Below are 12,744 nucleotides of genomic sequence, written 5' to 3'. Positions count from 1 at the left end.
CGCTGGTTTTTAGGATTTGGCGCAGATGTGAGCCCTATTCAAAAACCTCATCGGCGTTGACGCCCCAAAAGGCAGATTTTGGGGCCCAGCCGGAATATCCGTCTGCCTCCAGCTCGCACCAGTTAAGGGTACATTCTTCGAGTTCAGCAATAACGCCGAGTTCTAGGTTTGCGTTGATTTGTGCGTCTAAGCTCGGATTGCGATAAAGCGGCAGCATATCGGTTTCGACAATAACAGTCCGCACACCTGACAGTAGTGAATAGTGTATCCAACCGCCAACACCATCGCGATCACGCACACGGCGCCAATTGCCGTATTCTGCGGTGATCTGCAAAGGCATGTTTCGGTGTTGAAAAACCCAGTCGATGCGATGCGTTAGGCTGGGGCCGCGTCGAATGTTGCCCTCAGACGCTTTCATGGACACATAGCGAGGGATTGGCAAATTCGTGACGTCGCCCCGTGCCTGCGTGTGCCCCAATGTCGCGGATGTTGCCCAAATCGCGATGATAAGTGTGCCTAGTCGGGTCATGTTGTTCGCCCGTGCCCTTTACTGCCTATTTGATGTCGCAAATTAATATTGCCTTGCGATGAACGGGTTCTTGTATCCCGCTTCTCTATCCCGCACTCTGACAGTAATGGCGTATGTTGTGAAGAATAGGGAGAGCCAAGATGGCGTCTGAACGGCTGAGTGTTGTTGTAACGCGACGGTTGCCCGAGGTTGTGGAAACCCGGATGAGCGAACTCTTTGATGTTGAGTTACGCGAAACGGATACGCCGATGACCCGTGACGAACTGGTTAATGCGATGAAACGTGCGGACGTTCTGGTTCCGACGATCACCGAGACGATTGACGCCAATATGCTTGCTGCTGCAGGTGAACAGTTAAAGTTGATCGCGAACTTTGGAGCTGGCGTTGATAATATAGATGTATCGTCCGCCCGCCAGCGTGGTATTTTGGTTGCAAATACACCCGGAGTTGTGACCGATGACACGGCCGATATGACAATGGCGCTGATCCTTGGGGTGACTCGGCGCATTTCCGAAGGGGTCGCTTTGATGCGCTCCGGGAAATGGGAAGGTTGGGCACCGACCGCGTTGCTGGGTGGGCGTGTGAGCGGGCGTCGTTTGGGCATATTGGGCATGGGTCGCATTGGTCAGGCGGTTGCGCGGCGCGCACAGGCCTTTGGAATGCAGGTGCATTATCATAACCGCAAACGGCTTCATCCTGAGATAGAGGCAGAATTCGACGCGACCTATTGGGAAAGCCTTGACCAGATGGTGGCGCGGATGGATGTAATTTCGATCAATTGCCCGCACACGCCGTCAACCTTTCACCTAATCAACGCACGTCGCCTGAAATTGATGAAACCCAGCGCGGTTATCGTGAACACTTCCCGTGGCGAAGTCATCGACGAAAATGCGCTGACGCGTGGGTTGCGCTCTGGTGAAATCGCGGGTGCAGGGCTTGATGTGTACGAACATGGCCAAGGTATAAACCCTCGTTTGCGGGATTTGGACAATGTCCTGTTGTTGCCGCATATGGGCTCTGCAACGCATGAGGGTCGGATTGAAATGGGCGAAAAGGTCCTGATCAATATCAAAACCTTTGCTGACGGTCACCGCCCGCCTGATTTGGTTGTGCCCAGTATGCTATAAAGGCCAATGGTCAGGGACGCGAGGATCACCGGCTAATGTCTTAATCAACGGAATGTAGTGTTCCATTGAATGATCCATACCGGGATTGTTTACTTTGGTCCCAATCCCAATACTGCGCCCCAAATGCCGAAATCCCGGCGGCATATGTGGCACTGTATCGTCCACCCGCCACAAGGTCAGGGAATGCTCTTCGCCTTTGATTTTCGCAGATCGTTTGCGCTGCGTTCTTGGGGAGGCAAAGCCAATTGCCGGCACGCCGAAACTTTTGGCTAAAATTTGCGCGCTTGCCCCGCCGAGCGAATGCCCAATTATGAAATTTGGTTTAAACGGTTTTGCAAATTCATAAACGATGCGGGCGTGTTTCAGGAAACCTTGATGCCACATGGCACGACTGTGTCCGGCCTCAACTGTTTCATCTGAAAACCGGTATTTTTCCCCAAACAGATTAAAGACCTTGAGATTATAGTTGATGTAATCATCTACGCCGTTACTGCCAGTAATAAGCAAGGTGCGGTTGCTTAGAATATGGGCCTGAACACCTTTGTGGTCTAAAGATTTGACCAACTTATCTTTGGTACGTGCATTGAATTTGGGGTCGTAAGCGGCCTGCGCCAAATAGGCGGCGTCGAGCAAAGAATATTGCATATACAGTCCTGTCTAAAAGAAATTCTAAAAACAGGAAGAGGCGTAGCATATTTTCGGAAATGGCGCAAAATATACTCGATCAGACAATCGTATGAACCAGAGGCATACGATTGTCTTACACTGTTTCTGCAGATGCACTGCGGATTGAAACCTAGCGGTAAACTTGGTCTTCTGTTGGGAATGCGCGGGTTTTTACGTCCTCTGCATAGTCCGAAACGGCTTGTTCGATCATTGGACCGAGTTGACCGTAAACTTTGACAAATTTGGGCACCCATGGGTTAAGCCCAAGCATGTCTTCCAACACCAAAATCTGCCCGTCGCACTCAGCTGATGCGCCGATGCCGATCGTTGGGATATTAACTTGTTTGGTGATCCGTGCGGCCAATGGTTCGACCATGCCTTCCAGCACGATGGCAAAGGCGCCGGCCTCTGTTACGGCTTTGGCGTCGGCTTCATGCGCGGCCCAGCTCTCTTCTTCGCGGCCTTGGGTTTTGAATCCGCCCATGACGTGGCTGGATTGCGGTGTCAGGCCGATATGTGCCATGACCGGGATGCCGCGTTCTGTTAAGAATTTGATCGTTTCAGCCATGCGCGCGCCGCCTTCGATTTTCACCGCGCCGCAGCTTGTTTCCTTCATGATTTTCGCTGCATTGCGAAAGGCCATGTTGGGGCTTTCTTCATAGGTGCCAAAGGGCATGTCGACCACGATCAGCGCCTTTTGTGTGCCACGTACAACGGCTTTGCCGTGCATGATCATCAGGTCTAAAGGCACGCCAACGGTGCTTTCCATGCCATGCATCACCATACCTAAGCTATCGCCTACTAAGATGAAGTCGGCATATTTATCGACGATAGCAGCCGTGTGGGCGTGGTAACTTGTCAATGACACGATAGGATCGCCACTTTTGCGGGCGGAGATTTGCGGAACAGTTGTACGGCGGATCTGTTTTTGAGCACTCATGGATTTATAACCCTTTGATCAAGAAGAAGAACGCCGCCAAATTCTGCCGAAAGCATAATGGCGACCGGTGAAGTCAATACCCCGCTGATCGGGGCCAAGCTAGACGCATCAACCACATCTAGACCACGTAATGTGGCGCGTGGTTCAGCGGTAATAGTCGATTTTAGCACAGCGGCTATATCTTCGACAGTTGCGCCGTTTTTGGCCGCTGTTTCTGCCGCGGTTAAAGATTGTGATAGGACTAACGCCGCGACGCGGTCCTCTGGTGTCAGTCTTACATTGCGCGATGACATTGCCAACCCATCGGTTTCGCGCTCGGTTGTGACACCGACGATTTCGATAGGGAACCCCAGATCGCGTGTCATCCGTTTGATGACTTGCAACTGTTGGTAGTCTTTTTCGCCAAACACAGCGAAATCTGGTTGGCAAAAGTTAAAAAGCCGGGCGACAACAGTGGTGACTCCGCGAAAATGACCGGGCCGCACGAGGCCGTGCAAGACATTGGCCAACCCGGTGGTTTCGACGATGGTTTCATCGCCCTCAGGATAAACTTCGATGACGTCAGGCACAAAAACAACATCAACGCCTGCTGCCTCTAACATGGCAAAGTCGCGGGCCTCATTGCGGGGATATGCGTCCAAATCGGCGGTTTCGCCAAACTGACTAGGGTTAACAAAAATCGTGGCAACGCTGCGTTCGGCCAGAGCGTTTGCTTGGGCGACCAATGCCATGTGTCCATCATGTAAAAAGCCCATGGTGGGCACCAGTGCGATGTTTTCACCATCTTTTCGGAATTGTGCCGTGGCGTTGCGTAAGTCGGCTACGGTTCTGCAAATCTGCATTCACTGTGTCCTTCAGTTCACTTTGAAACAGTTCTATAGGTCTGTGCGCCATGGATCAACGAAAATTGCTGCAATGCGGCAACCGTCGTAATTCCCTCATTACGTCGGTTTCAGACGATGTACGGTCGGCCCCCCTTCGCATTTCTTGGGATTTTATTGCACATTCTTTCCAAATCAAGATGAGAAAGATTCGCCCCATGCAAACTCAAGTAAAAGCCCTTGTTGTTGGTGGCGGTGCCATTGGTACCTCCATTGCGTATCACCTTGCCAAAGCAGGTTGGGATGATGTGATGTTGATTGAACGGGACGAATTGACGTCCGGTTCAACCTGGCACGCTGCTGGCCTTTTGCCGTTGTTCAACATGTCATATGCGACAACGCACATCCATAAATACTCCGTTGATTTTTATAAATCACTTGAGGAAGAAACAGGCCTTAACGCTGGTTTCGCCGTCGTTGGGAATTTGCGCATGGCGCAGACTGACGAACGTATGGACGAATACATGTTGTATGCGTCAACTGCGGAAACCTGCGGTGTGCCTTACGAATTCTTGACACCTGATGAGATCAAAGTGCGTTGGCCGCTGATCAACACAGAAGACCTTAAGGGCGCGATTTATCATAACACTGACGGTTACATTAACCCCGCGGACGTGACACAGGCGATGGCCAAAGGTGCACGCCAACGTGGCGTCATGATTGAACGTAAATGGCAAGCAGATGCATTCAACTGGAATGGCACCCATTGGGAAGTCATCTGCACCAAAATGGTTGAAAAGGGTGGCAACCTTGTCCCAGGTGAAGAACAGATCGTTATCACGGCTGAGCACGTCGTAACCGCGTCTGGCAACCACGCACAGCGTACTGCGCAAATGCTGGGCATTAAGATGCCAGCGATCCCGGTTGAGCACCAATTCATTGTTATGGATCAAGACCCAGAACTGGTGAAATACCGCGAAGCTGGCAACCCAGAACATCCGGTCATTCGTGATGCAGATGCGCAATCTTACGTTCGCGAAGAGCGTGGCGGTTGGATTTTGGGTGTGTATGAGAAAAACGCACCAGCATGCTTTGAATACGGTGTGCCAGATTCATTCCGCGCAGACTTGTTCCCACTCGATCTAGAGCGGATCGAAGAACAATACATGGCGATGATCCATCGCATGCCGTCCTGCGAAGAAAGCGGTTTGAAAGACGATTTCAACGGCCCAATTTGCTACACACCTGACGGCAACCCATTGGTTGGCCCGGCACCCGGCATGCGCAATATGTGGTTGGCTGAAGGGTTCTCTTTCGGGATCACTGCGGCTGGTGGTACTGGCTACTACCTCGCGCAGATGATGGTTGAAGGCGAAGCAGAGATCGACATGGCGTCTCTTGACCCGAAACGCTATTCGCAAAACTGGATGACCACCGAATTTGCAGCGCGCAAAAACGAAGAATGCTACGATCACGTTTACATCGTACACCACCCTGATGAGGAACGCCCAGCAGCACGTCCGTTGCGTATGTCTCCGGCATATGACCGTCAGGCTGCACGTGGTGCGCAATTTGGTTGGGTGAACGGATGGGAACGTCCAAACTACTTTGGTCCACTTGATGCACCAGATAACTTTGACCACGACGCGCGTTCATTCCGTCGCGGTGGCTGGTGGCAGCACGCTGTAGACGAAGCAAAGGCAATCCGCGAAGGTGTTGGTCTTGTTGATGCGACAGCATTTACAAAACACGTTGTAAAAGGGCCGGGCGCGACACAGTTCCTTGATTGGTTCACATGTAACAAACTGCCAAAAATCGGCCGTATCAACCTGACTTATGCGTTGACATCCAAAGGTACAACACGCACCGAATACACCATCGTGCGCAACGGCGAAAACAACTATTACCTTGTTTCTGCCGGTGCTTGGACTGAATACGATGCTGACTTCTTGCGCAAAGCTGCCGAAGACAAAATGGAAGAATTCGGTTACATCGAAATCCAAGATGTTACCACACAATGGGGTGTGTTCGCGCTTGCTGGACCAAAGTCCCGCGATGTTCTCAAAGAGATCATCAAAGACGCTGATCCAGAAACCGCTCTGACAAACAAACGCTTCCCTTGGTTGTCTGCAAAACAGATCGAATTGGGCATGTGCCCGGTAAATGCGATCCGTGTCGCCTATACTGGTGAATTGGGTTGGGAATTGCATCACCCGATTGAAATGCAGAATTACCTCTTTGATCTGCTCGAAAAAGCTGGTGAAAAGCATGGCATGAAACTGGTTGGCGCGCGTGCGCAAAACTGGTTGCGTCAGGAAAAATCTTACCGTGCGTTTGGCAATGAGTTGGGCCGTGATGCGACCCCGGCTGAGGCTGATCTACCGCGCTTTATCGACCTTGGAAAAGAATTCCATGGTAAAGAAGCAATGGTCGAAACAGGTGTGCGCGTGAAATGCGTTACTATCTTGATCGATGGCCCATCAGATGCTGATCCATGGGGCCGTGAGGTTCTGTATACTGAGGATGGTACACATACCGGTCGTCTAACATCTGGCGGGTATTCAGTTCACTTCGAGAAATCCATTGGGATGGGCTATGTGAAACCAGAGCATTCTGAAGTTGGCACAAAGCTGAAGATCAAAATGCAGGACCAGTTGTGGGATGCGGTGATTGTCGAAGACAGCCCATATGATCCGACAAACGCAAACATCCGCGTAAACGGATAAATAAAAAGGCGGGGCATCGACCCCGCCTTTTCTTTGACCAACAGTGCCACAGGCAAATAAAAAACCCCAATGCACAAGGCATTGGGGCGAGTTGTTGCACCTTTGGACTTATCCCGTCCTTATCCCATGAATTTCCCGAGAATATCATCAAGTGGCGATCCATCGCCGTCAGCATCTAGCATGTTGGTGAGTGTGCTGAGATCCATTCCACCAGATTGTTGACCAGAAGAGCCACCTAAAAGACCGCCAACAATGCCCATCAATCCGCCGCCTTGGGACGCTCCAGCAGTCAGGCCTGACATCATTCCATCGATTGAGCTATCTGGCATGTTGCGCTGCATTCCGCCCTGAAGCATGGCTGCAAGTGCAGGCAAAAATTGCTGAATGGTGCCAAGATCAATTCCAGAACGGTTGGCTGCTTCTTCTGCTAATCCGCTGGTCGCTTCAGAACTGCCAAGAATTCCGTCAAGAAATGCCGCGCCTTGCGCACGACCAGCATCGCCCGCTGCTGCAGATGCATCATCAAACATTGCTGCTTGGTCTTCACCGCGAAGCGCCCCCAGAACAGAGGCGAGCCCACCAGAGGCTTCGGCTCTCTGGCGCGTTGCGGATCCGATCGCTGGTGCAAGCATCTCCGTGAGTGTGTTTGCTTGCCCTTCGTCCAGCGAAAACTGCTGTGCCAACGCCTGAAGGCCTTGGCCACCCTGTGCTTGTTGCAATAGCGAAAGTAATGACATCGATATCCCCTTAGATGTGTGTTGGGTAGAACCTACCGATATTCACGCTACGACCTAAGGGGAAAAATGCTATTTTTATGTCACACAAAATGGGTTTTGATTGGTTCACGGTTTAACTAGTCAAACCGTGCGGGGGAGAGTGCGGAAATCGCGCACTTGTCTATTTCAGGAACACGCCCAGCAATAAGGTCTGCAGCAAGTTGACTTGCAGCTGGGGATGTCTGCATCCCATAACCGCCTTGCCCAGCCAGCCAGAAAAAATCAGATACCTGTGTGTCATGCCCTATAACCAAACATCTATCGGGTGCAAACGTGCGTAACCCAGCCCAACTGCTTTCCAATCGCGTTACGGGTTCAGTGACCATTTCTTCGTATTTTGCCAAACCCTCGGCCAGAACCATATCATCTGCCCATGCGTCATGTGGCGTCACGAGTTCTTCATCGGCAGGGGAAACCAATAGTTTTCCTGCATCGGGTTTCGCATACCAACTTTCGCCTGTGCCAAACAACATCGGCCAACTGCGCGTATCATGCCCACCAGGGGCTGGAATTCGGGCCATTGAACGTTTTAGTGGGCTTAGGCCTAAGGGTCTCACACCTGCCATTGTGGCGATGTCATCAACCCAAGCGCCTGCCGCGTTTACGATCAGTTTTGCTTCAAAAGCACCAGCGTGTGTTGTGACACGCCAGCCGGGTTTAAGGTGATCGATGGATGTTACGCCGGCTTTTGTTGCGATTTGCGCCCCGTTCCGACGCGCTGTTCTAGCGAAGTTTTGCAGCAATAGATCTGTGTCGATATCCTGAGCGTCTTCATGGTAGGCGGCATAAGCGACGGTATCTGTGTTTAATACGGGTATTTTACTGCAGGCCTCTATAATCGAAATCGGGTGCATCGCCATGACGCCACAATCTGTCTCAAACGCCTCTTTTTCATCTTTGCGCCCGATCAACATCAATCCCCGTGGGGAAAGCACGCCACCGTTTTCATCTTTGTGATAGCTGTAGCTTGCTTTGTTCAGTTCAATCGTGCTGGGTTTGCCATAAGTCTCTTCAAATAGTGCAGCGGATCGGCCCGAAGCATGGTAGCCAAGGGCATCTTCGGTTTCACAGAGTTGCACAGACCCGACTGACGACAGACGCGCAGCGGCCGAAATTCCTGCGATCCCTCCACCGATAATTAAAAAATCAAACATTATGCTTCCTCCAAGCGGTCTGTCGCGGGTGCAGGCGCAACGGACAAAGCAGAGATTTCAGAATAGAGCGTATCGTCCATGTTAAAACGTAAGGCATCTAAAGAAGGTTGGAGCTGATCAGCATTACGTGCAGAAATAATTGGCGCTGTCACGGCGGGGTGCTTCATGGCCCAGGAAACGGCGAGCGTGGCCGCAGGAGTGTGAGCCTCGTCCGCAAGTGATTTTAGCTTTTCGCCTGTTTCGAACATCCAGTCTTTGCCGTAGCGGCTTTTGTATCGACTGTCTTGGGAGAGCCGCCCAGTTCCGCCAGACGCGTATTTGCCCGTCAAAACACCGGCCCCTAATGGTGAATATGGTGCAACTGCAATGCCTTCTGACTTTGCCATCGGAAGAATTTCAACCTCCGCTTGACGTTTCACCAGACTATACATGGGTTGGAGTATATCAATGCTTAAGTCGAATTTTTCAGCGACATGGGCGGCCTTCATGGCTTGCCAAGCTGCACAGTTTGACAACCCAATATAACGCAGAGCGCCCTGATCTTTGAGGTTGCATAGTGTTGCAAATGTTTCGTTAAGATCGGTGTCATTGTCCCAGCGGTGCAGATACAAAATATCTACCGTATCGAGGTTTAAACGCCTGCGGCTTTCGTCAAACTGAGCGGTGATATTTTTTTCACCTGATCCACCAGTATAGGCGCATTTGGTTGCAACCAATGCTGTATCTCGATCAGACTTGAGAAACTGTCCCAGCATCGTTTCCGACGCTCCATCGGTATAAACATACGCGGTGTCAAAGAAGTTTACACCAGCCTCTATACAGGCCTCAAACATTGCTTGGGATTGATAGATGTCAGCGGATCCACCGAATTGCATTGTGCCAAAGCAAAGAGAAGAGGCGGGAGCATGTGCTATGGTTTTTAGGTTTGTCATGCGTGGAACGTACATGAGAAAAATCGATGTGAAAGAGAGAAAATGAACACGCGTTCCAGATTTTTACAACGACTTCGGCGCGTCCTTTACTGAATGTTACGGTCTTGTCACGGATGTGTGCATTGTAGTTGAGGATGAGTGTTCCCAGATGGATTGTATCGGAAGGCAGCAGTCTTCCACCGCAATCACAGACACCAGACATCCGAAAGGTTACACCATGAAAAACGTTCTTCTCTCCGCCGCACTTGTTCTTGCTTCAGCACCAGCTTTCGCGGGTTCATCTGCTGATATCGCCCGCAACCATTTTGCAGCTGACAACATGGGCATCGAAAGCGTTGTCTTCACCGGCAGCACACAAGGTCTAAGCGCCGAGGCGGCAGCGATCTTCACTGCATTGGCTGCAGAAGACAATGGCGACGGTCGCCACGTGTTTGAGGCCAACGACGGCATGACACGCTCCACCCAAGGTGGGGTGAACCCGGCCGCTGCTGCGATTTTTGCTCAGCTTGCTGCGGCTGAGGATGGCCCAGACAAGTAAAGATCAGCTTAAGACATGATTTCTCCCCAAAGGGCCCTCGCGATTGCGGGGGTCTTTTTGGTTTTAGCACATTTGTTTTGCTGTGGAAGGCAGCCGCGCGCCCGTGAAACCGCCCGAAAATTTCAAGAGGGGGCGGGCTGTAATAAAGTGCACATTTATGTGTGCAAGAATGCACCAACATTTCATCATTCTCACGTTTATGTGCATTGAACATCAGCTTGGCGACCCCCAAATACCAATCATCGGAAGGCAAAAGACTTCCACCGAAATCAAAAGACACCAGACACCCGAAAGGCTAACACTATGAAAAACATCGTACTCTCAACCGCACTCGTTCTGATCTCAGCTCCAGCATTCGCAGGTGTTGCACTTGACGCACAGACACATTTCGCAGCGGACAACCGCGGCATCGAAAGCGTTGTCTTCACTGACAGCGCACAAGGCCTAAGCACCGAAGCAGCGGCTGTTTTCACCGCTCTAGCTGCCGAAGAAAACGGCAACGGTTCCTACGCGATTGAAGCCAACGACGGCTTCACTTTGTCCACCCAAGGCGGCGTGAACCCAGCCGCAGCCGCTATCTTTGCCCAACTCGCGGCAGCTGACAACGGCGCTGACAAATAAACACAAACTATAACCACTCACGAAAAGGCCACCTCAAAGGTGGCCTTTTTGGTTTTTAATTTAGATATTTTATTAATTCGGAATTTCGCCTTCGATACCTTCGACATAGAAATCCATTCCCGCCAAAGTACCGTCATCTGCAGTTTCACCTTCAGCCAACCAAACGGAACCGTCTTGGCGGTTCAGCGGGCCAGTGAAAGCGTGATATTCACCAGACTCGATAGATGCAGAGAGCGCTTCTGCTTCAGCGCGAACTTCGGCTGGTACACTGTCAGCGATCTCTCCGATTTCAACCATACCAGGTTCGATGCCGTCCCATGTATCCGTGGATTCCCAAGTGCCATCAAGCACGGCTTGTGTGCGTTCGATGTAGTAAGGGGACCAGTTGTCGATGATAGAAGATAGACGCGCTGTTGGGCCAAATTGCGCCATATCGGAGGCTTGACCAAAGGCAAAGATGCCTTGCTCTTCGGCGATAGTCATCGCTGCAGGGGAGTCTGTGTGCTGCATGATGACGTCTACGCCTTGTTCGATCAGAGCGGTCGCAGCGTCGGCTTCTTTGGCCGGGTCAAACCATGTGTAGACCCAAACAATTTTGAATTCGACGTCTGGATTGACACGCTGCGCATGAATATAGGCTGAGTTGATGCCACGGATCACTTCTGGAATTGGGAAAGAAGCGATATAACCAACTTTGTTTGTTTCGGTCATGTGACCTGCAATGGTCCCAATAACAGCGCGACCTTCATAAAAACGCGCGGAATAGGTCGAAACGTTGGAGTGATCACGACGATAGCCGGTCGCGTGTTCAAAGCGCACATTTGGGAAACGTGCTGCAACAGCGTTGGTTGGGTCCATGTAACCAAAGGATGTTGAGAAGATAAGATCGGCACCCTCAAGCGCCATTTGCGTCATGACGCGTTCAGCATCGGCGCCTTCTGGAACGCTTTCAACAAATGTCGTTTCGACAGCGTCGCCGAAATGCTCTTCCACAGCGAGGCGACCCTGGTTGTGCTCATAAGACCAGCCAAAGTCCCCAACAGGACCAACATAAATAAAGCCAACCTCAAGCGGATCATCCGCCTGTGCTGCACCTGTAAGACCCATTGCAAGCGCAGCGCCTGCAAGAATTGGTTTGATGGATTTCATATTATTCTCCCTTATTGGACGAGGTATTAGGTTTTTTGGTTTTGTTTGGTAGGCGTATGGTGGTTTGGGTTTCTAGCAGCGCTGCTGTGATAATTGCTGAAGGCACAGCAACAATTCCCAAACCTATAAATAAAACGATACTGGTAAAAATACGCCCCCCCATGGTGATCGGATATAGATCACCATAACCGACAGTTGTGAAAGAGGCGACAGCCCACCATAAACTTTCAGGAATAGAAGAAAATGCCTCAGGTTGGGCGGTATGCTCAAAGAGATAAATACCAACCGCGCTTACGTATAGCATAAGCCCGGATAAGATCCCGAAAATGATAAGCTCCCCTTTGACGAGCGAAAGAGCTGCGGACAAGCGATCAAGCGCGATGGAGGATCGGAACAGTTTTAACAGCCGCACCAGTCGAATAAGGCGAAGCGTACGAACGACCTGCCATTTTGGTTGCAGCAATGCGATCGCAGGAAGGCAGGATAAAAGATCAACAATTCCCCAAAAGCTAAAAATATATCGAACAGGATGCGCATTGCAGGTGACGCGCAGGATATATTCGATGACAAAAACTGCGAGGATAAAAATCTCTACGGCTATCAGCGATTTGTCGAGCCAAAGCGGTATGCCTTGGACAGTCTCAATCGCAATTGCTATTGCCGACAGGAGGATCAGGGCATTCAAAGAAAGCGCAACAGCTTGCCCCCATTTTGGGTGATGGCCATCAAGTAGGTCTATGATCTCCTGTCGGTTCAAGACATGCC

Annotated in this window: 13 protein-coding genes; 4 read left to right on the top strand and 9 right to left on the bottom strand. The window is 51.0% G+C overall.

Annotated elements, in window-relative coordinates; all coding sequences use genetic code 11:
- Positions 1-34: 34 nt before the first annotated feature.
- Positions 35-529, bottom strand: a complete 495-nt coding sequence (locus G9C99_RS08350; RefSeq protein ID WP_166416984.1) for an SH3 domain-containing protein — start codon at positions 527-529, stop codon at positions 35-37.
- A gap of 140 nt (positions 530-669) precedes the next feature.
- On the opposite strand from G9C99_RS08350, the gene G9C99_RS08345 reads away from it, so the two are divergent.
- Entirely contained in the window at positions 670-1,656 is a 987-nt protein-coding gene (locus tag G9C99_RS08345; RefSeq protein ID WP_166416983.1) for a 2-hydroxyacid dehydrogenase, read from the top strand.
- Here G9C99_RS08345 and G9C99_RS08340 read toward each other — a convergent pair.
- From G9C99_RS08340 to panC, 3 genes are all read right to left on the bottom strand, one after another.
- A complete protein-coding gene (locus G9C99_RS08340) occupies positions 1,651-2,301 on the bottom strand; it encodes a lipase family protein (protein ID WP_166416982.1) in 651 nt (216 codons plus the stop codon). The two genes, G9C99_RS08345 and G9C99_RS08340, sit on opposite strands and share 6 nt — an antisense overlap.
- Positions 2,302-2,452: 151 nt before the next feature.
- Complete coding sequence (gene panB / locus G9C99_RS08335; RefSeq protein WP_166416981.1) at positions 2,453-3,262, bottom strand: 3-methyl-2-oxobutanoate hydroxymethyltransferase; 810 nt, start codon at positions 3,260-3,262, stop codon at positions 2,453-2,455.
- Positions 3,259-4,104, bottom strand: a complete 846-nt coding sequence (gene panC / locus G9C99_RS08330; RefSeq protein ID WP_166416980.1) for a pantoate--beta-alanine ligase — start codon at positions 4,102-4,104, stop codon at positions 3,259-3,261. Before panC ends, panB begins: the two co-directional genes overlap by 4 nt.
- 197 nt (positions 4,105-4,301) lie before the next feature.
- Between panC and G9C99_RS08325 the strand changes: the two genes are divergently transcribed.
- Positions 4,302-6,809, top strand: a complete 2,508-nt coding sequence (locus G9C99_RS08325; RefSeq protein ID WP_166416979.1) for a GcvT family protein — start codon at positions 4,302-4,304, stop codon at positions 6,807-6,809.
- Between the two features lie 119 nt (positions 6,810-6,928).
- Here the strand turns inward: G9C99_RS08325 and G9C99_RS08320 are convergent, their stop codons facing one another.
- The 3 genes from G9C99_RS08320 to G9C99_RS08310 all read right to left on the bottom strand — a co-directional run bounded on the left by G9C99_RS08320 (position 6,929) and on the right by G9C99_RS08310 (position 9,671).
- Complete coding sequence (locus G9C99_RS08320; RefSeq protein ID WP_166416978.1) at positions 6,929-7,546, bottom strand: DUF937 domain-containing protein; 618 nt, start codon at positions 7,544-7,546, stop codon at positions 6,929-6,931.
- A 116-nt stretch (positions 7,547-7,662) separates the two neighbouring features.
- The gene (locus G9C99_RS08315) at positions 7,663-8,739 is read right to left on the bottom strand and encodes an NAD(P)/FAD-dependent oxidoreductase (RefSeq protein WP_166416977.1); all 1,077 of its coding nucleotides are present in this window, start codon (positions 8,737-8,739) and stop codon (positions 7,663-7,665) included.
- Positions 8,739-9,671, bottom strand: a complete 933-nt coding sequence (locus tag G9C99_RS08310; RefSeq protein WP_166416976.1) for an aldo/keto reductase — start codon at positions 9,669-9,671, stop codon at positions 8,739-8,741. Before G9C99_RS08310 ends, G9C99_RS08315 begins: the two co-directional genes overlap by 1 nt.
- Positions 9,672-9,888: 217 nt before the next feature.
- On the opposite strand from G9C99_RS08310, the gene G9C99_RS08305 reads away from it, so the two are divergent.
- Together G9C99_RS08305 and G9C99_RS08300 are read left to right on the top strand one after the other, a co-directional pair.
- Positions 9,889-10,209, top strand: a complete 321-nt coding sequence (locus G9C99_RS08305; RefSeq protein WP_166416975.1) for a hypothetical protein — start codon at positions 9,889-9,891, stop codon at positions 10,207-10,209.
- 303 nt (positions 10,210-10,512) lie between these two features.
- On the top strand, positions 10,513-10,830 hold the full coding sequence (locus G9C99_RS08300; protein ID WP_166416974.1) for a hypothetical protein: 318 nt from the start codon (positions 10,513-10,515) through the stop codon (positions 10,828-10,830).
- 72 nt (positions 10,831-10,902) lie between these two features.
- Here the strand turns inward: G9C99_RS08300 and G9C99_RS08295 are convergent, their stop codons facing one another.
- A complete protein-coding gene (locus G9C99_RS08295; RefSeq protein WP_166416973.1) occupies positions 10,903-11,979 on the bottom strand; it encodes a BMP family ABC transporter substrate-binding protein in 1,077 nt (358 codons plus the stop codon).
- A 1-nt stretch (position 11,980) separates the two neighbouring features.
- Positions 11,981-12,736: an ion transporter gene (locus tag G9C99_RS08290; RefSeq protein WP_166416972.1), complete on the bottom strand. Its 756-nt coding sequence runs from the start codon at positions 12,734-12,736 to the stop codon at positions 11,981-11,983.
- Positions 12,737-12,744: the final 8 nt, after the last annotated feature.

Source organism: Cochlodiniinecator piscidefendens (genome assembly GCF_011326755.1).
In the GTDB taxonomy this organism is placed as follows: Bacteria; Pseudomonadota; Alphaproteobacteria; order Rhodobacterales; family Rhodobacteraceae; genus Cochlodiniinecator; species Cochlodiniinecator piscidefendens.
Note: the sequence above shows the minus strand (reverse complement) of the source record. Positions and strands in the feature narration are given on the sequence as shown.